Source organism: Symploca atlantica LB2515, assembly GCF_052546295.1.
In genome coordinates, this window is record NZ_JBQWMT010000001.1 from 2262010 (window position 1) to 2284107 (window position 22098).

Annotated in this window: 16 protein-coding genes; 2 read left to right on the forward strand and 14 right to left on the reverse strand. The window is 44.4% G+C overall.

Annotated elements, in window-relative coordinates; all coding sequences use genetic code 11:
- Positions 1-57 precede the first annotated feature (57 nt).
- Positions 58-531 carry a CYTH domain-containing protein gene (locus ACT7WV_RS09535; RefSeq protein WP_445102677.1) on the forward strand — a complete coding sequence of 158 codons (474 nt, stop codon included), beginning with the start codon at positions 58-60 and terminating at the stop codon, positions 529-531.
- A 210-nt stretch (positions 532-741) separates the two neighbouring features.
- Here ACT7WV_RS09535 and leuD read toward each other — a convergent pair whose 3' ends face one another.
- From leuD to ACT7WV_RS09550, 3 genes are all read right to left on the reverse strand, one after another.
- Positions 742-1335 carry a 3-isopropylmalate dehydratase small subunit gene (gene leuD / locus ACT7WV_RS09540; RefSeq protein ID WP_445102678.1) on the reverse strand — a complete coding sequence of 198 codons (594 nt, stop codon included), beginning with the start codon at positions 1333-1335 and terminating at the stop codon, positions 742-744.
- A gap of 46 nt (positions 1336-1381) precedes the next feature.
- On the reverse strand, positions 1382-2785 hold the full coding sequence (leuC, locus tag ACT7WV_RS09545; protein WP_445102679.1) for a 3-isopropylmalate dehydratase large subunit: 1404 nt from the start codon (positions 2783-2785) through the stop codon (positions 1382-1384).
- A 102-nt stretch (positions 2786-2887) separates the two neighbouring features.
- Positions 2888-3022: a hypothetical protein gene (locus tag ACT7WV_RS09550; RefSeq protein ID WP_445102680.1), complete on the reverse strand. Its 135-nt coding sequence runs from the start codon at positions 3020-3022 to the stop codon at positions 2888-2890.
- A gap of 134 nt (positions 3023-3156) precedes the next feature.
- On the opposite strand from ACT7WV_RS09550, the gene ACT7WV_RS09555 reads away from it, so the two are divergent.
- Complete coding sequence (locus ACT7WV_RS09555) at positions 3157-4176, forward strand: M48 family metalloprotease (protein WP_445102681.1); 1020 nt, start codon at positions 3157-3159, stop codon at positions 4174-4176.
- Positions 4177-4471: 295 nt separating this feature from the next.
- Here the strand turns inward: ACT7WV_RS09555 and nuoK are convergent, their stop codons facing one another.
- The 11 genes from nuoK to ACT7WV_RS09610 form a co-directional block, all read right to left on the reverse strand.
- Positions 4472-4783, reverse strand: coding sequence for an NADH-quinone oxidoreductase subunit NuoK (nuoK, locus tag ACT7WV_RS09560; RefSeq protein WP_445102682.1), 312 nt, complete (start codon positions 4781-4783; stop codon positions 4472-4474).
- Positions 4784-4820: 37 nt separating this feature from the next.
- Complete coding sequence (locus tag ACT7WV_RS09565; RefSeq protein ID WP_445102683.1) at positions 4821-5447, reverse strand: NADH-quinone oxidoreductase subunit J; 627 nt, start codon at positions 5445-5447, stop codon at positions 4821-4823.
- Between the two features lie 81 nt (positions 5448-5528).
- Positions 5529-6131, reverse strand: a complete 603-nt coding sequence (gene ndhI / locus ACT7WV_RS09570) for an NAD(P)H-quinone oxidoreductase subunit I (RefSeq protein ID WP_445105614.1) — start codon at positions 6129-6131, stop codon at positions 5529-5531.
- A gap of 202 nt (positions 6132-6333) precedes the next feature.
- Positions 6334-7452 carry an NADH-quinone oxidoreductase subunit NuoH gene (gene nuoH, locus ACT7WV_RS09575; protein WP_445102684.1) on the reverse strand — a complete coding sequence of 373 codons (1119 nt, stop codon included), beginning with the start codon at positions 7450-7452 and terminating at the stop codon, positions 6334-6336.
- A 248-nt stretch (positions 7453-7700) separates the two neighbouring features.
- Positions 7701-8837, reverse strand: coding sequence for a citrate synthase (locus ACT7WV_RS09580; RefSeq protein ID WP_445102685.1), 1137 nt, complete (start codon positions 8835-8837; stop codon positions 7701-7703).
- Positions 8838-8932: 95 nt separating this feature from the next.
- Entirely contained in the window at positions 8933-9433 is a 501-nt protein-coding gene (gene sixA, locus ACT7WV_RS09585; RefSeq protein WP_445102686.1) for a phosphohistidine phosphatase SixA, read from the reverse strand.
- Between the two features lie 94 nt (positions 9434-9527).
- Positions 9528-10787 carry a DHH family phosphoesterase gene (locus ACT7WV_RS09590; protein ID WP_445102687.1) on the reverse strand — a complete coding sequence of 420 codons (1260 nt, stop codon included), beginning with the start codon at positions 10785-10787 and terminating at the stop codon, positions 9528-9530.
- Positions 10788-11519: 732 nt separating this feature from the next.
- Positions 11520-12017, reverse strand: coding sequence for an HNH endonuclease (locus ACT7WV_RS09595; protein ID WP_445102688.1), 498 nt, complete (start codon positions 12015-12017; stop codon positions 11520-11522).
- Positions 12018-12131: 114 nt separating this feature from the next.
- On the reverse strand, positions 12132-13646 hold the full coding sequence (locus ACT7WV_RS09600) for an adenylate/guanylate cyclase domain-containing protein (RefSeq protein WP_445102689.1): 1515 nt from the start codon (positions 13644-13646) through the stop codon (positions 12132-12134).
- 393 nt (positions 13647-14039) lie between these two features.
- Positions 14040-17906 (reverse strand): PAS domain S-box protein, encoded by a 3867-nt coding sequence (locus ACT7WV_RS09605; protein WP_445102690.1) that lies wholly within the window; start codon positions 17904-17906, stop codon positions 14040-14042.
- Between the two features lie 56 nt (positions 17907-17962).
- Complete coding sequence (locus tag ACT7WV_RS09610; protein ID WP_445102691.1) at positions 17963-22018, reverse strand: PAS domain S-box protein; 4056 nt, start codon at positions 22016-22018, stop codon at positions 17963-17965.
- Between the last annotated feature and the right edge of the window lie 80 nt (positions 22019-22098).

Sequence of the window (22098 nt, forward strand, 5' to 3'; positions counted from 1 at the left end):
AATACTAAGGCTTACTTAACTGATTTAATTGTTACTTTTATTCAATAAACTTTACCTATGGCAACTGAAATAGAGCGTAAATTTTTAGTCACAGGTGAACAATGGCGAGTTCTTGGTACTAGCAGTGTGTATCGCCAAGGCTACATTGCTACGAGCAACGGCACGACTGTCAGGGTGCGCCTCGTAGGTAATCAAGGTTACCTAACAATTAAAAGCTTAACTGTGGGTTTTACTAGACAGGAATATGAGTACCCAATTCCTGCCTCAGATGCTCAAGAAATGCTGGATAATTTGTGCGATAGTCCCCTAATAGAAAAAACCAGGTACAAAATTGAATTCGCTGGCTTGATTTGGGAAGTAGATGAGTTTGCTGGGGAAAATCAAGGATTAATTTTGGCAGAAGTTGAACTTACCAAAGAAAATCAAATTATTGAATTACCAGAATGGATTGGTAAAGAAGTTTCTGATGAACCCAGATATTTCAACTCTAATTTAGCAAAGCATCCCTTTACTAAGTGGTCGGATAAGTAAACTGTAAGACAGGAGTAGTTACCTAGGTAACTACTCTTTTTACTTGCAGGATAGTATATAGTGTTTTGCTATAGCTATCCTATTTTATTTGCCAGATTTCCTGCGAGCGCCTCGCTTACCTTCCATGGGAGTGATAGCAACTCTTGATCAAGGGGTTTGGGGGAAAGTCCCCCAAGCAGGGTTTTTCACGACAAAAGACTATTTTCCGCTTCAACTAGCCCAACTAATATAAGGCAACTTAGCCGCCGTAGCCCGAATTTGTTCAACTTGGCTAACTAATTGTCCACAACTATCCCAAGTTCCTGTAGTCAGCATTTGCCTTGGCCCATCACCTAGAGATACAGAAGCTTGAAAACCTCCACAAAGGACTTGCATTGCTTCTAAATCTACAGTAATTGCAGTTTGAGGCTGTTCTTGCAATAATCTCTGTAACTGCTTCACTGTCTCAGGTTCTGCTGTCACACAGGGAATACCCATTGCCAGACAATTGCCAAAGAAAATTTCAGCAAAACTCTCTCCCACAATGACTTTAATTCCCCATTTGGCTAAAGCTTGGGGTGCATGTTCCCGCGAAGAACCACAACCGAAATTGCCGTTAACTACCAAAACCTTGGCACCTTGATACTGAGGTTGGTCAAAGGGATGTTCTCCTTTTACTTGGCTACGGTCATCGGCAAAGACGTGTTCTCCTAAGCCGTCAAAGGTAACACAGCGCAAAAATCGGGCAGGAATAATGCGGTCTGTATCAATATCATTACCTACCAAGGGAATACCTTGCCCTGAAATTGTTTTAACTTGACTCATTGATTTAATCCTATTAGTTCACTATGTTCAGCAGTTCTCCTATTACTTAAAGCAACTCCCGTACATCAGCCACTTCTCCCTTAACAGCCGCAGCAACCACCATCGCTGGACTCATTAGCAGCGTGCGTCCTGTTGAGGAACCCTGGCGACCTTTAAAATTACGATTAGATGATGAGGCACTCAATTGACTACCTTGGAGTTTGTCGGGGTTCATCGCCAGACACATCGAACACCCTGGTTCGCGCCACTCAAACCCAGCTTCCTGGAAGATTTTGTCGAGTCCTTCGGCTTCCGCTTCCTGCTTTACTCGTTCTGAACCAGGGACAACAAACGCCTTGACTCCCTTGGCAACATGTCTACCTTGCGCAAATTTAGCTGCTTCTCGCAAGTCGGTGATTCGTCCATTGGTGCAACTACCGATAAAGCAGACATCAACTTTTGTCCCTTGAAGAAGTGTTCCCGGATTAAGGTGCATGTAGTGGTAAGCTTCTTCGGCGATCGCTTTTTCGCTATCTGCTAGTGTGTCGGGTGTGGGAATCACTTCGTTGATGGCAATTCCCTGACCTGGAGTAATCCCCCAAGTAACAGTCGGTGCAATTTCCGCCGCATCGAAGGTGATGACATCATCGTATACGGCATCCTCATCAGAGCGAATACTGCTCCACCATTGCACGGCTTGTTCCCAGTCTTCACTATCGGGAGCAAAGTCTCTACTTTGGAGGTAGTTAAAGGTTACCTGATCAGGGTTAATATAGCCGCAACGAGCACCGCCCTCAATGGACATATTGCAGACGGTCATTCTTTCTTCCATGCTCATCTGCTCAAAAGTAGTGCCAGCATATTCGTAAGCATAGCCGACGCCACCTTTAACACCGAGGGTGCGGATAATGTGTAAAATTACATCCTTAGCATATACGCCGGGAGGTAATTTGCCATTAACTTCAATTTTGCGAACTTTCAGCTTAGAGAGTGCTAAGGTTTGGGACGCCAGGACATCGCGAACTTGCGAAGTACCAATACCAAAAGCGATCGCACCAAAGGCACCGTGAGTTGAAGTGTGGGAGTCACCGCAAGCAATGGTCATTCCGGGTTGAGTTAGCCCTTGTTCTGGTGCAATTACATGAACAATGCCTTGATTACCAGAACCAATATTATAGAATCTGACACCGAACTCTTGGCAACTTTTTTCCAAGGCTTGCATCATCTCTTCTGCTAGGACATCGGCAAAAGGACGCGCTTGGTTTTCTGTGGGTACGATGTGGTCTACTGTAGCGACAGTGCGATCGGGGTAGAGTACTTTGAGTCCTCTCTCTCGCAACATGGCAAAGGCTTGAGGACTGGTAACTTCGTGAATTAAGTGTAAACCAATAAATAGCTGAGTTTGACCTGAAGGCAAAGTGCCAACAGTGTGTAAGTCCCAAACTTTATCAAATAGTGTTCTTTCGCTCATCAGAAAAGGCAGTCACTTGAATTGGAGGATAGTGACAATTCACCAGTGGTGATTGGTCAGATGCTTGAATTTTCTATTTTAGAGCGGATAAGACAAAGGATACTAATCTGAAGCGATCGCATCCAAGTTCTCGGAACATTGGATCGCATCCAAGTTCTCGGAACATTGGCGATGCTCGCTCTTCGGAGGAGTATTTACCTCAATTAACATATTGCCAGAAAATATATCTTCAAACAACTTCTACTCTAGGTTGCTCAATCACTCAAAACTTGCTGCTGTACTGGGATACACCCTTCTCTACCCAGCAACACTACCCATTTCTATTTTGGTGAGATAGATTCGTAGGAATTAATCCCACCAGGAAGGTGTTAATGGCGAGAAAAATGGCGACTTTGTTGGCAGTTTTGCTACCTCTTGGAGTGTTGACGACTGCTACCCCTGGATTAAGTATTGACCAAGAAGAGCATTTTAAAAGAATCAAGACAAACTTAGTCGAAGCACTAGGACCTCAAGTTGGTGAAGACTATTATTTGGTTTATCGAGCGATCGAGCGCATTTCCCGCGCCAACAAGTTGGATGAAAGACCTTGGAGGTTTACTGTACCTCAAACAACTGAAGTTAATGCAACCGCTTCCGAGCTAAACCTGATTACCTTTGAAGGTGGTTTGCTTCAGCAGCTATCAGGTGACGTAGCCGGAATGGCATGTGTGATTGGGCATGAAATGGCTCATCATACGAAAGATCATGGACCTACCCGACGGGAGATAGAACGTCGAGTCGATGCGCTGCAAAGACAGGCTTTAGAGGAAGCAAAGGTTGAAATTGTATCTGCAGAGCAAGAAGCAAAGAAAAAGAGAGGTATATTTGGAGCTGTTTTAGGTGGTGCAGCGAGAATATTGGGGAGAAATAGCCCAGAAGCTCTTATTGGCACAGGCGTAGCTAACGAAGTCTTAGGAAACCTGAACGAGAGTCAGAAAAACGCTGCTCAGCAACGAGCTGCTGAGATATACCAGGAAAATATAGCTAGCCTGAATGACCAGTACTACACTATTATCAGAGACCAAGAATCCGAGGCTGACACCATTGGATTCCAGTATGTCGTCAGGGCTGGTTTTGACCCAAAAGGGTGTCAGCGAGTAATGGAGGTATTATCGGACACTGAGAATGCACAAATGCCCGCTGTCACTCACCCAAAACCTGGAGATCGCCTAGCCGCAATAGAGGGAATGAACACCCAAGCTAACATAGACAAGTTAGTAGCAGAAGGGAAGAAATATCTAGCCGGGTCGGGAAATCCTCTAGGTATCTCAGTAGCAAGAGACAGAAAATCTCTACAAGTAGAATCTCGTTATGGTTCTCAGGATTCTGATATTCAATTCCCCACCTACTAAAAAATGCTGAAGAATTATTTGCTAAATCTCAGGAGTACTTGAGTCCAAGAGTTTCAGGAGGTTTGGTTATTGTTTCCTGAGTTACTCAAGGCGCTACAGGAGGCATCATAAGCTGTTCATCATTTAAACCTTATTGTCAATAGTTAGGTATGAGTGGCGATTATCTTGGTCGCCACTCATACCTAATTTAAATGTGTGACAGCTTAATCGCAGATTAAGTAGATAGGCACAAATAAACTAAAAAAAACGCCCACCACTCTCGGCAGACGTTCCTCAGAAATATCAAGCAGGCAATTCACCACTTGAGCAAATTAAACTGCTCCATGTCTACCGTTTCCCGGTTGCGGTAAATCGACAGGATGATTGCTAAACCTACTGCTGCTTCTGCTGCCGCCACAGTAATTACAAATACAGTAAAAACCTGACCTTTAATACCTTGAGGATCCATAAAATTGGAGAACCCCATTAAATTCAAGTTCACTGCATTCAGTAGGAGTTCAATGGACATTAGCACTCGTACAGCATTACGGCTGGTAATTAAGCCGTAAATACCAATGCAGAACAGGGCAGCCGCTAGGAGTAAGAAATATTGGAGTTGTAGTTGCATAAATCTTCTTGGTGATGATCAAACAAAACTAATTTCCCTAATTTTGCCCTTCGGTGGATTCACCGGCTACTGTAACTAGTTCGCGGGGACGCTCTGGCAAGGTGAAGCTGGTTTTAATCTCGCTGTCTTGAGGCACTAACTCCTCTGGGATGTAATCCCGACGTGCCAAGATAATTGCCCCTACCATCGCCATTAGCAACAGCACAGAAGCCAACTCAAAAGGTAGCAAAAAGTCACTAAAGAAATGCTTACCAATCTCTACAACCGAACTACTCGTATTGAGAACTGGCTCAGTGTAAACTGACCAAGGTGTCGCCACCACCATTGTACCCAGCAGGGCGAACAAACCAAGACAGACTAACCCTGTTGAAACAGTGCGAATCCAACGGTTGTTAATGGGAGCAAAGTCCTCTCTTTTGTTTACCAGCATGATGGCAAACAGAATGAGTACGTTAACTGCTCCTACGTAAATTAATATTTGTGCCGCTGCCACAAAGTCAGCATTGAGCAAAATGTACAAGCCAGAAATGCTGATAAAAACACCACCCAGCAAAAAAGCTGAGTAGACGATGTTGGAGAGCAAGACAACTCCTAAAGCCGCTCCAATCATCATTGCAGCTAGTAGAACAAATGAGACTATCTGAACCCCTTGGGCTAGATCCACGATGACTTAATCTCCTCGCAATTTATCTGTAGTAGCTATCAGTTATTATTTAACCCGTTAACCTTAGTTAGGTAATTGAGGTTAATTTTTGACCCTTTCTTCTGAGGATTCTGTTTGCTCTAAAATCTCTTCTGGACGTTTACCTGCACGTTGACTACCTGCTGGCAAATCGTGCGGATCAATTACGCCCTTCGGTAAGTAGGCAAATTCCCTCAAAGGAGTTACCATCGGGTCTTGAGTCACTTTGTAGGGTAGCCGTCCCATGGCTACGCTGTCATAGTTTAGTTCGTGGCGATCATAGGAGGAGAGTTCGTACTCTTCAGTTGCCGACAGACAGTTAGTTGGGCAGTATTCAATGCAGTTAGCGCAGAAAATACAAACTCCAAAATCAATACTGTAGTGCTTGAGTTTTTTCTTTTTGCTAGCTTTGTCAAACTCGTAATCTACTACTGGCAGATTGATCGGGCAAACCCGAACGCACACTTCGCAGGAAATGCACTTATCGAACTCAAAGTGAATCCTACCCCGATATCGCTCAGAGGGGATTAGTTTTTCGTAGGGGTACTGCACAGTCACGGGACGGCGTTGCATATGGTCAAAGGTAACCGAGAGGCCTTGACCAATGTAACGAGCAGCTTGAACTGTTTCTTTCGCGTAGTCGCTTACTTGTTTGAGGAACTTCAGCATAGGTATCTGAGGAGAATTTGCAGGTTACAGGGAAAGCCGGTTGTCGGTTGCAGGTTATGGGGAAAGCTGGTTATCGGTTGTCTTGTGACTGATCTTGAGAACTCAAGAAAACAAGCTTTTAACCTACGCACTACACGTTTACTACGTAAACAATTTCTTACTTTCAACCTGACAACCACCCAATTTTGAACCTTCTAAACTAACCACCAAAGGCAAAGGGAAATACTAATTTGAGGGCGGCAGTTAGTAATAGATTTACCAGAGATATTGGCAACAGGAATTTCCAGCCCAAATTGAGCAGTTGATCAATACGAACACGGGGTAGTGTCCAGCGCAGTAAAATGGCGATAAAGACTAGGAAGTAAGCTTTGAGTAGGGTCATCGTAATCCCTAAAGATGCCGTAATTAACTGCAACCAGGGACTTGTTTGATCAGCGCCTAGCCAATTAGCTAACTTATCTAGGGGAATGGGGAATTCCCAGCCTCCCAGGTAGAGAACAGCAAATAGCAGTGCGGAGAGAACGAGGTTGATGTAAGAACCGATATAGAATAAGCCAAATTTCATGCCAGCGTATTCAGTCTGGTAACCGGCAACCAATTCTTCTTCCGCTTCTGGGAGATCAAAAGGCAGTCGTTCGCATTCTGCTAGAGCAGCAATCCAAAATATTAAAAAACCCACCGGCTGACGCCAGATGTTCCAGCCGAGAATACCATAGCCAGATTGCTGTTCAACGATATCGATAGTACTCAAGCTATTGGACATCATGACGATTGCCAGTACCGACAGCGCCAGAGGAATTTCATAACTAATAGACTGTGCTGCCGCCCTTAAGCCACCTAGTAGAGAATACTTGTTATTAGATGCATAGCCTGACATCAACAAACCAATCGGTTGAACACTGCTGAGTGCAATCCAGAAGAATATTCCGGTACCCAAGTCTGTGATCACCAGATTCTGTCCAAAAGGCACAATTAGGTAGGACACAAACACAGGTATAACTACCAGAATCGGACCTAGGGTGAACAGTAGTGGGTCAGATTTGGCAGGGACTACGTCTTCTTTGAAAACTAACTTGAGACCATCTGCCACAGGCTGAAGAACACCTAGTGGTCCGGCGTATTCGGGGCCAATCCGCTGTTGTGCGGCGGCAGAAATCTTCCGTTCTAGCCAGACGACCACCAGGACGCCTAAAGTGGCACCGATAATCATGAGGAACATGGGCAGGGGCATCCAGATGGCTTTGGCAGTACCGGCTGGTATACCCAAATCCCTGAGAGATTGTATAAAGCTTCCTTGGAGGTCAATTCCTGGATTCATTACTTGCTAGTCGCACGAAGGTTATTCTAGTAGCTTGAGCGCAGCGCCAATTATGGTAGCTCCGCTAATTTGGTAGATAGATTGAGGAGCGAGCGCCCTTTTATGAAGATTTTTTACTACTTCACCATCTATCCAGTATATCTTCCTACTGCCTTCAACAAGGCACAACTATTGGGGAATTATACCTAGTTGATTTTTTATAATATTCCTTAGCAAAGCTAATAGTTGCCTATAAATCTTAGTAGCAACTAACGTTTGGTGATGGGAATGTAGGGGGCATCATGGCGTCCACTGTAAACTTGAGTGGGACGGTAGATGCGGTTTTCTGCTAACTGTTCCTTCCAGTGAGCCAGCCATCCTGCAACCCGTGCGATCGCAAATACTGGTGTAAACAAATCTATAGGAATTCCCAGTTTTCGATACACCAAACCCGAATAAAAATCGACATTGGGGTAAATACCTTTGCTGCCTAGTTTCTCTTCCACTGCTTCCTCCAACTCCACTGCAATGTCATAGTACTTATCCCGACCACTCTTTTCAAATAGCTTTTCTGCTAAGCTCTGGAGGATTTTTGCTCTCGGGTCTTTTACCTTGTAAACTCGATGACCAAAGCCCATAATTTTAGTCTTGCGCTGTAGGCACTCTTCTAAATAAGGGCGGACATTCTCTACTGAACCAATTGCTTCTAACATGGCAATTACTTCTTCATTGGCTCCCCCGTGCAGGGGTCCGGCTAGGGTTCCTACAGCTGAGGCAACTACGGCATAGGGATCCGTGAGAGTAGAAGCTGTCACCATGGCAGAGAAGGTAGAGGCGTTTATTGTATGTTCTGCGTGCAGTGTCAAGCAGACATCAAAAACCTGCGCTTCTAGGGGGTCGGGTTCTCGCTCATTGAGCATGTACAGAAAGTTTGCCCCATATCCAAGGTCATCGCGAGGCTGAATCGGATCGTTACCCTTGCGCATTTGCTTGAAGGCTGCCACCATGGTCGGGATTTTGGCAACGAGGCGCACCACTGCTTGACGAATGTAATCTGGGTCATCTAGAGCTCGTTTTGCATAAAAAAGACCTAAAGCAGCTGCAGAGGTTTGCAAGGCGTCCATCGGGTGACCCGTTTCGGGGAAACATTTCATCATGTCCCGGATGCGATACTTAATCCGCCGATGTAAGTAAATCTCCCTCTCAAATGCTCCTAGTTCTTCCTTTGTCGGCAACTCTCCCCAAATCAGGAGATAAGCTGTTTCCAAGAAAGTACTTTTTGTTGCAAGTTCTTCGATGCGAATACCTCGATACTCCAGTATCCCTCTTTTGCCATCGACATAACTGATACTAGATTGGGCAGCTGGAATGCCCTCTAGGCCTGGCTTGTACTCGCAGACAGTCATTGTGCCACCAAATAATTTGGGAAAACTACCAGCTTAACTTACCAGAAACAACAGGCATTTAATCGTCTTCAGTTTTACACAGAGTATTACATCTTTTAAAAGATTAACCACTTAGGCGAGATCAGCAAAAATAACTCGCCGCGACCAACAAGCTCACCGCTGTCCGGTATCTTCAACCCAATAACTCCAGCTTTTTTGAGGATGATTTTTTCTTGGGCTTGACCCCACACCAATGTTTGAGCCCACTGTCCTAAATCTGGTTGATGACCTACTAGTGCCAAAGAACCCTCGCCATTGCTTTTTTGCCACTGTTGCTCAAACCAGCTAACCCAGGCCTGAATATCACCTTCAGGAGCAAGATCAGCAAATTCTTCTACCTGAGAACCCAAGCCAGCATCTCTAAGGATTAAAGCCGTTTCTTTTGCCCGTACCAAGGGGCTAGTCAAAATCAAGGGGAAGCGCAATCCGCGCTCGCACAGTTGTTTGGCGACCTTACGGGTTTTTTTCAGTCCTATTTCTGTTAGCGGACGTTCTTGATCATTGGTGTAGCCTTCACTGTCAGCGGCTATGCCATGGCGGATTAGGTACAGTTCCATCTCGTCCTCAGTCTGTTTACGAGGATTTTTTACTCTAGGTATACTGAATAGCTCATTTCTAACGATTTCAGAGCTTTCAAGCTAAGGTATTCAGTCAGGCAAAAACATCTTTGGGTTTCACCAACCGCAGGAGCTTGTGCTTGATCTGCATATCAAAAACTTCCCACTTCAGCTTAGCGTATTCGGTATTGTCATTAAAATTACCCAAGAAACCAATCGCGATTTCAAAGCCTCCTGCCATCATACGCCCCCCACCAAAGAATCGTCCGCTACTGTCTTTACCGAAAGCTTCTTTGAGGAATTCATCGGGGTCAAGGGTTAGTTTGTTGGTTCTGAGCGAACCAATCACGACTTCTAGCTCTTGGTCTTCGTCGTGAACGATACCATAAACCACGGCGGTGTGTACATTTTCTTCTGTGACCAGAAAATCAGCAGCCTGGGGGATAGCATCTCTGTCATCGTAGCGGAGGTAGCCTACACCGGCTATAGAAAAGTTATCCTGCACCATGCGATTTTTCAGCGCTCGCTCAATAACATCCATTACCCGCCGCGATCTTGCTGATTGTAGTACAGCTTTGAGTAACTGCGCGTCATAGAAACGGCTCAGATAACCCGCTGCCAAAAAATCTTCTTCTTGAGCTTGCATTAGCTGGTTGGTATCGGATCGCAGACCATGCATTAAGGCGGTGGCGCACTTGACATGTTCGCTGTTTCCGGTATCTAGTTTGAGTAAACCCGCCTGAAAGTACTGGGTTAAAATCGTGGCGGTTGCTCGCGTTTGAGGGCGAAGATCGACGAATTCCGGCTTGAGGTCTACTTGATCACTATGATGGTCGATAATGACCGTGACTGGGATACCTGCTCGCTGTACAAGGGGCATAAGCTGTGTTGTTGTTCCCTGATTATCCACCAGCACACAGCCTTGATATACAGAGAAATCCCGGTCTTTGAGAGTCTGCAAACCCCAGCGTTTTGCCGGTAATTTGGTTAGTTTAACCAGAGCAATATTTTCCTGGTGACTGAGAGTACCAGCATATACAATGTCACATTGGATGTTGTATTGCTGGGCAATCAGCTGGTAAGCCCAGGCACTGGAGAGAGCATCTGGATCCGGGAAATCTTGTATGATCACTAGCTGCCGCTCAGAGGTGTGACGTTCTAAGGTTCGTCGCAGTTCCCTTACTTTTAGATCTGGCGAGTTCGAGTGCGGCTGCTTCTCAGAATAGTTACTGATACGGCTAAGGGAATTTTCTGAAGACTTTTCTGTCTGTTGCTCTGCATCAGATAATGAGTCTGAATTACTGGCGGCACGTATCAGTGAATCGTTAATCGGTGTGAGTGGGTTAGATGGCATGTTTTAATTATGGTGATGTGATCAAAAATTTTACAAAGAGAAACAAAGAAAGCCTAATACTCCCATAGGATTTATGCTTAGAATAAAATTCATCCTTATTTGGGGATATTGTCCCAACTCAGCAGTTAGTTGGATACATCAAGGCTGACATTTTTTAGGGCAAAACTGTGAAGGGGTAGTTTGAATAGCAGCAGCTTTGGCAAACAGTGATTAAAGTCTCATGCCCTAATCTGTTGATTTATCCCTGCAAGGGACGCTCTGTAAATTAAGGGACAAGGGACTTGAGACAACACTTTAGAAAAACTTTGCCGCTTGCCTAGTAAGTTGAGGGAATTAGTTACAAGTGTCGGTAGCTCAACGTAGCTCCTCAAAGCTTGGCCGACACAGAAATGTTGAAGAGATTCAAGTTATTTGGGCTATTTACAAAATTAATGTGGGTCTTGGTAGACTAGAGCATAATCAACACTCTTCGCACTAATCCATTGACCAACTCATATCGCAATGCCAGTTTATCAGGCTCTATCAAGAAAGGAAAGGAAACCTTTTTCTGGGAGAAGTCTGCCGATTATTTTTGTTTGACAGCCTCAAGAGAGTAATAATCAATCATCAAAGGCGAAATTAACCGTAAAATAGCCAATTAATTGGTTTTTTCCTCAAGTCTGCAACACGCTGATTTGCAATTGTCAGCTAAGTCAATGAGATCGCGGATTTCTGCTGGTTGAATAATTGTGATTAAATACCGATTACGTATTTTTGCCACTCCTGATGCAAGCCGCCTCGGATATGCTTAGCGACTTCAAAGTGAAGGCTGCTGTAGGGTCTACGGGGAGGACGTCGTAACAACATACTTGCTTCTTTTGGAGTACGGTTACCTTTCCTTACATTGCAGCGCACACAGGCTGTAACCAGATTTTCCCAAGAATCTCCGCCGCCACGGGAACGAGGAATTACGTGATCTATGGTTAAATCCTCACCACTATAATCGCAGTATTGGCAGGAATGAGCGTCACGGTGGAGTAGATTTCGGCGGGTCAGGGGAATTTCTTTGTAAGGAATCCTGACATACTGGCGCAGTCGAATGACTGTGGGGAGCGGAAACTCTGGGTATACGTATTTGCCATTGTGTTCAACGTGCTCCGCTTTCCCTTTGATCAGCAAGACAACCGCCCGTCGCCAGTTAGTAATATTGAGCGGTTCGTAGGAGGCGTTTAACACCAGAACCTTGCCCATTGGTGATCGTAATAAAGAGAATACTCCCAGATACTAGCACAGGTAACCCTAGCTCGGTCACAGAAAGCTATTTTTGTAACTCAGACAGACTCAACAATACTTAGCACTTGTTTACTATATTTTTTTGCTAATAAGTAAATAAGTGGTCATTTCTCCTTTTCCTTTGATCTCAACCGGGCCTCTTGCCTCAAACAAATACTCGTTTTTTAAGAGTTCGTAGGTTGCCTCTGTAACCTGAATACAACCAGGTATACCGTGAGATTCCATACGACTGGCGGTATTCACTGTATCTCCCCACAGATCGTAGCTAAATTTTTGGATGCCAATGACCCCAGCAACTACAGGACCGCTGTTGATGCCCATTCTGAGGCTGAATTTTTCACCAGTCTTGGTATTAAATTGAGTAATTGCCTCTCGCATACCCAAAGCCATTTGGGCGATCGCTTGAGCATGACGCTCACGAGGGGTAGGTAAACCAGCAACAACCATATAGGCATCGCCAATTGTTTTAATTTTTTCTACGCCGTACTCCTTAGCCAGTCGGTCAAAATTCGAGAAAATTTGATTGAGAATTTCTACCAGTTCCGTAGGGGAAGTTTGGCTAGAGAACTCCGTAAAATCTACTAGATCTGCAAATAAAACTGTTACTGCTTCAAAGCTATCAGCCACAGTGACTCTCTCTTGAGCAAGCTTACGCCGCTCTCGCTTGAGACGCTCTGCGACAGGTTGAGGCAAAATGCTCAGTAGAAGTAGTTCTGTCTGCTTCCTCGCGTTGCGGAGATCCGTTTCGTAGCGTCTGCGCTCGGTAATTTCAGCAACGGTTCCTTCGTAGTAGAGCAGAGTGCCATCCTCGTCTCTAACAGTATCTATATTCTCTGCAATCCAAATAGTACTGCCATCCTTACGATAGACACGAGATTCAACTTCGGTCAAAGTATCGTACCTCTGCATCAGAGCTACGAGATCTTCTCTAATCATGGGTTCGACATAAACTTGCTCACCGATATTAGTAATCTCATTGAGCAGCTCTTCTGGTGATGAGTAGCCTAAAATACGCGCCAGCGAAGGATTGGCAGTGATATATTTTCCGTCAGGGGTAGCCTGAAAGATACCCTCGGTAGCATTTTCAAAAATGCTGCGATATTTTTTTTCCGCTTGTCGCAGGGACTGTTCTGCTTGCTCTTTCTCCTTAATTTCGAGTTGCAGTTGCCGATTTTGTGCTTCTAGTTTCTTTTGCAGGTTCCGCAGCTTCAGGTGAGTTGTGACTCTGGCTCTCACTTCTTCTTGCTGTACTGGCTTGGTAACGTAATCTACCGCACCGAGACTAAATCCCTTAAGCTGATGCGCCGTATCAGAAAGCGCAGTCATAAAAATTACAGGAATATCTTTCGTAGCGGTTTTAGCTTTTAGCTGACGGCAAGTTTCAAACCCGTCTATTCCCGGCATCATTATATCCAGCAAGATCAAATCAGGATTAGCTAACTCAGCCTTCTGAAGGGCACTATCACCATCCTGAGCTACTAAGACCTTAAAGCCAGAATCGGTTAAAAAGTCGAATAATACCGCTAAATTAGTAGGATTATCATCGACAATCAGAATATCCCCTTGGTTAAAATTATCATCACTCATTTGGGTTAGGCTGTCTTTGCCGGGTAAATGGTCATTTGCTCGGCTGATCCACAATTTCCGGACAACTTTACCTAGGAAGTGCTACGCGACCCCAAAAGTGTTTTCATAACAGCAATCAATTGCTACAGCCTGATTGCTGTCAGGGAAACTAGTATTCACAAAGGTGTACCCATAGCCGATACAGTATAGGTTGCGCGTTAGACCAATCGTCAGGTAATTAGATACGTATTTATTGGTCGAAGAACTTCAAACTAGACTTTGACTAAAAATCTGATCCTACTCCAAACAGCAGAGCTATTGTTTGGAAAATAGTTTAAGCCAGTAAAAATAACCAGCTTGCACCCCTAATTTAGTGATTAATCGGTAGAAGCAAGCAACCTTACAACAAGAAACTCATTCTGCCGTTGTATACTTTTTAACAAATTCGATAATTTGCTTTTCCTGAAAGCCTTTTGCTAATTGACGCAGTTGTCTAGCAAAGGGTGAAAATTGCTCATCTAATTGTTCAATCAAATTGGCTTGCTCCTGTATTCCTTTAATATCGCCCATCATTGCTAGTTTATACAGAGAACTCATGATCTCCGGAGGTGGAGAAACAAAGAGTATTTCTCGACTTTTGTACTCTTGGTGTTCTGACATCAGCAGGGCTTCCCCCTTGCTCTGTGGAGAAGTTGTCTGAGAAAATTTTTCTGGTGAAGGAAAAGGAGAAGCCTCAAACAGTCGAGCCTTGCCAGCAAGAGAATTTTGAGGGATTGACTCTGTAGTTATGGGCATTATGCTGTCGTGGAAAACTGAGGGTGGGCTAATTTGGGTAGACTTTTCTTCATACACCCATTCCAACTCTAAATGCTTACCCAGCTTTTCTAAAAGCTCCTTTGCCTGCACTGGCTTGGAAATAAAAGCATCACAACCAGCAGCTAAGCACTGTTGTTGATCGTAAGCGAAAACACTGGCCGATGTGGCGATAACGACCACATCTTGGAGGATAGGCAACTGCCGTAGCCTTCTTGTTGCCTCAAAACCATCCATTACTGGCATTAACATGTCTAGCAAAATCACATCTGGCTTAACTTTCAAAGCCTGATTTAAGCAATCTTGACCATCCGTCGCTTGGGCAACTTCAAAACCCAAAGGTGAGAGCAATTCCACCAAAACTGAGCGGTTTTCTGGTTGATCATCTACTACGAGTACCCTACAGGTTTCTTTTTTTATGCCAATAATATTGCTTTCGGTAATCTCAGTAGCCGTCGTCCAAGCTAAAACTGCAGGTAGGTTGAGATCTAACCAAAAAACGCTTCCTTGACCCAAGATACTGGTTACTTGTATTTTACTACCCATAAGCTTGGCTAATTTATGGCTGATAGCCAGTCCTAAACCGGTGCCTTCGATCATGGGGCGAGAGTCAGCAATTTGATGAAATGGCAAAAAGATTTTCGTCAATTGCTCAGGTACGATGCCGATACCTGTGTCTTGCACAAAAAAGCGGATCTTCCCTTCCCGGTTGGCAGGTTGACGGTTTGGCTGAGAAGACGAAGGGTGAGCGCTCAAAACTTGACTTTCGCCATTCCCATCAACTTCTGCCTGTGGGGATTCCACATAGCCAACTTTAAAAGTTACACCACCAGTGTCGGTAAATTTAACCGCATTACCCAGGAGGTTGATCAAAACTTGCCGCAATCGTTTTTCGTCCCCTGTGACCTTTTTCGGTAAAGAAGAGAGCCATTCGTAACGAAAGTAAATATTCTTTTGTTGGGCGTGGATACGGACAATTTCCGTAATACCTTCCAGAAAACTCGGAAACTGAAAAGTACTCAATTGCAGTTCCATTTTGCGAGCTTCGATTTTGGAAAGATCTAAGACGTCATTGAGCAGAGTTAACAGATGTTCGCCACTTTGTTGAATAATACTAACCCGCTCTTTTTGCTTTTCGCTTAGACTTGGTTCTCGTTTAAGGATTTGAGCATATCCCAGAAGACCATTCAAGGGGGTACGCAGTTCATGGCTCATATTAGCCAAAAATTCACTTTTAGCGCGATTAGCCACCTCAGCCGCAACTTTAGCCTGTTTGAGTTCCTTCTCTGTCCTTTTGCGATCGCTAATATCCCGCAAAATTCCCTGAATAATTTTCTTACCTTGGACATCAACAAGAGTTGATCTCACCTCTACAGGGACAATTTGACCGTGTTGAGTCCATAGTTCCAGTTCTGCTTGGAAAACATCGCCTCTCTCAATTTGTTCAGTGAAAATCCCGGCATATTTGGCTTGTTTTTCCTGAGGATAAATTTCTGTATGATGCCGACCAATAATTTCTCTGCGAGATTTTACCAGAATCTTTTCCGCCATCTGATTGGCTTCTAGGATAACTCCCGTTTGTGCATCTATCGCAATAATGGCATCACCAGCCGACTCAACCAATTTGCGATACTTTTCTTCTGTCTGTCGCAGTGCTGCCTCTGCTTGCTTGCGTTTGGTGATGTCTCGGTTATACCAAATCCTTCCGTAATAGCTTCCCGAAGAAGAGAGTATTGGTGCCGAATAAAACTCAAAAATACGCCCGTCTTTAAGGTTAAATTCTTTATAGCTAGTTTCAGTAGCATGAGCTTCGAGATACTCCAACTCAACCAGCAATTCCTGAGAATTTTCTAGTTGGGAGAGCAACCAGTTTAACAGTGGTCTTTCCTCACCGGATTTAATAATTTGTTCGGGAATCTGCCACAACTCACAAAAAAGCTGATTGTAAGAAGCAATCTGATGATTTTCATCAACGACAAAAATCCCATCAATGGCGGCTTCTTGTTGGGCTGTGAGCATGGCATTACTGCGGAGGAGTTCTTCTTGAGCTAAAGAGTGCTCGATGGCAATTCTTGCCAGTTGAGTTACTTTATCAGTCAGTTCTTGCTCGTGTTTATTAGGGTTGCGGGGTTCACTCCAATACATAGTGAAGATGCCCAACACCTTTCCCCGCCTTCCATCAGCACAAAAAAACCTTTCCTTGGACAGAATAGGCAAAGACCAGCAAGCTCTTATACCATGAGACTGGGCTAAACCCCGGTAGTCTGACCACAAAGGATGAGTCGTAATATCCTCGACAATCACACGCTTGCCCCAATAAGCTGCCGTACACTCCGAACCAGCGTAGGGACCAATAGCAGCACCATCGATCTTCTGGGCATAAGATTCGCTCAAACTAGGAGCTGCGGCCAACCGTAAATTGATACTATTTTTGTCTAATAAGAAAAAAGAAGAATGCATCTGAGGCAATTGCTTCTCGATTAATTGAGCCAAAGCAGCAAGAACAGCTTTGAGTTCAGCACCCTTGGCAATCATTTTGAGGACATGATTTTGTCCTGCTAACAAAGCTTTCACTTGCTGTCGCCAGACAAAGCTATCCCGCAGTGAATCACTGATATCACGGCCTTCAAAAATGAGCAGCATCACCTTACCCGCTTCATTTTTAAAAGGCTTAAGCGAGAAATCAATGGTCACCAATGCCCCACTGGCATTTTTGATGTCTATTTCGTAGCGCGTGAACTCACCAGCAGCAGCAGCACTAACTGCAAGCTTTAAGAGTTCTTTCGTTTCCGGGGAATTCTTCCACCACTTTGCCTCCCACAAGGGACGAGTTAAAATTTCTGAGCGGTTTTGTCCGGTAAAATCGAGTAAAGTTTGGTTAGCCTCTAGCAGCGTGCCATCAGTTTTCAGTAATCCTGTCAATTGAAACGTTTGGTCAAAAATTGTGCGAAATTTTCGCTCACTATCCCTAAGTACTGCTTGAGTCCACTTCTGCTCGGTGATATCTTGGACTAATCCCAAAATCTGACAAGGCAAAAGATTAGGGTGTCTAGTAAAGATAGTTTCCTGACTTTTAATCCAGCGCCATTCACCGTTTTTGTGCCTTACCCGGTATTCCACCTCCAAGATCTCGCCATCTCTGGCAGCACAAAGCCGTCTAAGATGTTCGCTGCGCATCTTGAGATCTTCTGAATGTATAATCTGGGGCAAATCTGCTGCCATTTGCGAGATTTCTGAGAGTTGATAGCCCAACAAGTGGGCAAACTGACGATTAGCCCAGATACTACTTTTGGCTCTTAAGTCATAGATGTAGAAGACGTTTTTTTGACAAAGTTGCTCTGTAGAGGAAGTTGTTTGGGCAATTTTTTTCAAGAAATGCTGGCTATCTCGTAAGAGTTCCCCTGCCTGCTGACTATCGATAATCTCCTCTTCCCAACCCATATTTTTTCTGGCTAATTTCTGTGGCAAGATGCTCTAGCTTAACCTTCAAGTCGGTTCCTAGTCCCCAAACTAACTGACAGTAATTATTCCTGCACCACCATATATTTTTTAACCAACTCCAGAATTTGTTTTTCCTGAAAATTTTTGGCTAATTGAGACAATCGTTGGGCAAAAGGCGCGAATTGCTGATCTAACTGTTCTAATCTGCTGGCTTGCTCACAAATCCCTCCAATATCACCTCTCATCGCCAGTTCGTAAAGGATGGTAATTTCTGAGAGTGGCGGTGCAATAATTTCCCCCTCAAGAAATTGTCTGGTGCAAGGGTAAAGGGGAGTTAACTGACAGGATGGGGCTCCAGAAATATTTTGCTCAACGGAAGTATTTTCGTCTAACTTGCTTACTACTTCATCTTCTTGATCATAAATCCATTTCAGCCCAAGTTCAGTCCGCAACTGTTCAAAAAGATGTTCTGCTTGCACCGGCTGACTAATAAAACCGTCGCAGCCAGCGGCTAAACATTGCTGCTGGTTGTCATCAAAAACGCTGGCTGAGGTGGCAAGGATCACTACATCTTTCGACTCAGGCAACTGTCTCAGTTGCCGGGTAACCTCCAACCCGTTAATTACTGACATCACCGGGTCAAGCAAAATCAAATCTGGTTGCCATGAGCGGGCATAATCAAGACACTCTTGACCGTTATTAGCTTCAACTACTTCAAACCCCACACAAGAGAGCAAATTAACAAAAACCGAACGATTTTCCCAGCTATCGTCGGCAATAACGACTTTACGCTTGTGACCTTGAAAACCAATAATTGCCCTCTCTGGAACAACATCTGTTACTTGCCCCTGAGATACTGCTGGTAAATCTAAATCCAGCCAAAAAACACTCCCTTTACCTAAGTTACTTTCTACTTTTATGGCACCACCCATCAGCTTGGACAATTTTTGGCTAATTGTTAGTCCTAAGCCTGTACCTTCTACGACAGGACTAGAGTCAGCAATTTGATGGAACGGCGAAAAGATGTTTGCTAATTGCTCTGGTGCAATGCCGATGCCAGTATCTTCTACTACAAAGCGAAGGTTAGCCGGCTGAGACTTTTCCTTAGATAGCAAGGGATTAATGACTCTTAAAGCCTCACTCTCGCTATTTGTTTCACTAATTTCCTGTTTTAACTGTTGAGAATCTACGTAGCCAACTTTAAAAGTTACGCCGCCAGTATTGGTAAATTTGACTGCGTTACCGAGGAGGTTGATTAAAACTTGGCGCAGTCGTTTTTCATCCCCTCTAACGCTCTCTGGTAAGGGAGAAAGCTGTTGATAATGAAAGTAAATATTCTTCTGCTCAGCACGGATCCGGACAATTTCTGTGATGTCTTCGAGAAAACGGGGCAACTGAACATCACTTGGCTGCAGTTCCATTTTCTGAGCTTCGATTTTGGAGAGGTCTAAAATGTCATTGAGTAAAGTTAGTAAATGCTCACCACATCGTTGAATGATATTAAGACCCTGCTGTTGCTTGACACTCAGATTTAGTTCTCGTTTGAGGATTTGAGTGTATCCTAAAATGCCGTGCAAGGGAGTACGTAGTTCGTGACTCATGTTAGCCAAAAATTCGCTCTTGGCACGATTAGCAGCCTCGGCTTCTCTTCTTGTTTGCTCTAAGTAGAGGTTCTGTTGGGCTAATTGCTGCTTGGTTTGGGTTTCTTGTTCTAGAAGTTGGCTTTGGGATAGGGCAATTCCCACTTGGTCAGCTAATTGACACAACAGTCCTGTTTCAAAGTTCTGCCATTGCCTTGGACTACTGCACTGATGGGCAATTAATAAACCCCAAAGGACGTCCCGTTGCAAAATAGGCACTACCAGGTTGGCTCTCACATCAAGCCCGCGCAGCATTTGTGCATAGCAGATTTCGATTTGTGAGTGCTCTAGGTCATCGATGGTGCGAATTCGTCTTTGACGGTATTTTTGTAAGTGGGATTTGGCAAAGCAAGGGTCGTAGATTTCCTCTCCTAAAATGGAGCGACACTCAGGGACTACTGCCTCAGTGACAATGCTGCCTGAACCATCAGCTCGCAGCTGATAAACTAATACTCGGTCAACGTGAAGAATACGTCGTACCTCGGTGACAGTGGTTTGGAGAATCGTCTCCAGTTCTAAGGACTGGCGGATTTCTAGGCTGATATCCGCAAACAATTGCCTTTGTAAATCTTGGCGTAGTAGCTCGGTTTCTGAGAATTTGCGCTCTGTGATGTCTTCGGCAATGCCAGCAATACGCCCTAAAGACCCCGTCTCATTTAGGATACGAAAGGCACGCACCCAAACCCAGCGCCCTAGACCATCAGGTCGTATAATCCGATACTGCTGCTCGAAGTCTTGTTCTCCTCGGATAGTTGGTGCTAACGCCATGGTGACGCGCTGGCGGTCATCTGGGTGTACTGAATCAAGCCACAAACTCGGCTGCTGGTACAAACTCTGCGTTGTCTGTCCCCACACCTCTTCGTAAGCGGGACTGATATAGAGAATTTGGCTGAAATTAGGACTGGTTAAAAAGAAGACTTCGTGGATGTGTTCTGCTAACTGACGGAACTTCTCTTCACTAGATCGTAGCGCCACTTCGGCGCGCTGGCGATCGCTAATATCGGTGAGAGTGCCAACTAGACGTGCTACTTTACCCTGCTCGTCTCTGATTACTAAACCCCGTGAGAGAATCCATAACATTGAGCCATCTGTGTGGAACAAACGAAACTCTATTGACCACCGTGACTTTTGTTGATCAAAAACACCATTCAAGCTTACTTGAACCTTATCCCGGTCATCAGGATGAACGACAGCGATTATTTCTTCTAAAGAAGGGCCTTGAATATCTAAAGGATAGCCAATCATTTGACGAAACTGTGGGGAAAAATAACGCTCCTGTTTGTTAAAGTTGATATCAAAAAGTCCATTGTCATTGGCTTCAATGGCAAGGGCAAATCGCTCCTGAGTTTCTAACAATGCCTCTTGAGTTTGCTGGCGTTCGGTAATGTCTAGAACCATCGAAGCAGCACCGAGAAACTGTCCTTGAGGATCAATTAGAGGGATGTTATACCAATCACAAATGATTGTTCTACCATCTTTTGTCAAATTTTCATTAGTACTACGAGTTCCCCCGGTAATGGATGAGAGTTGATCAAGAACCTGGTTCACCTGATCTGTAGCACTTGTAGGTACTAAAACCTGGGCAGAATTGCCCAAAATTTCCGATTTTTTGTAGCCAAAAATTTTTTGTGCCGCTGGGTTCCAATCAACAATTTTAAAGTTAGTGTCCCATTCGATCACGGCTAAGGGCGTTTGCTGCACTACTAGGGCAAGCCGTTGCTGCGACTCTCGCAGTTTTTTTTGTGCCTGCTTATGTTGAGTAATTTCACAGCCTTCAAAAATTAGTAATTTTACTTGGTCAGTTTCATCTGAAATTGGTTTGAGGGAGAAGTCCAAGGTGACTACTATTTCTTCCCCAGTACCGAGAAAATCTATTTCATGATGAACAAACTCCCCATTAGCAGCAGAAGCAATTGCTTTCTTAAGGTGTTCTTGGGTTTCTGTAGAGCTTTTCCACCATCTTGCCTCCCAAAAGGGACGTCCGACAATCTCCGAAGCGGCAATACCTGAAGAAGTTAACAGTGTCTGGTTAGCTTCAACTACCGTGCCTGTCGGTGAAAGTAGTCCCATAAAGTGAAAAGTCCCGTCAAAGATAGCGCCCAATCTTTGTTGAGTCTCTCTTAAGGCTTGCTCTCTTTGCTGAAGTTCAATAACCTGGTTTTGTAGTTGCTGATTTAACTTTTCAAGGAGAAAAGTTTCTTCTGTGACTTGGTTCTCTAACTGCTGGCACTGCCGATGCAATGCTAAATTAGCTTGGCGAGACAGCCACAATTTTTTTGCCCAGGCACGTTCTCTGAGTATTGCTGCTAATAGTAGAGCTGTTATTGCTGTGGCTAGCAATAAAATTTGTAGTAGTAAGGGAACTTTACTCAAATCGTTGGTGGTATTGATCAAAGAGCCACCATCGAAACTAGTTTTTCCTCGGACAATGGCAGATAAAATTAAAATGCCTAGGGTAGTGCTACATTGACTAAACTGAGGAACTAGCCAAATAATCATCGAAACAAAGGGTTCAAGGGCAAGGGGTAAGATGGTTCCTGATCAAGTTATACAGTCTCAGAATAAGTCCTAGTAGGCAA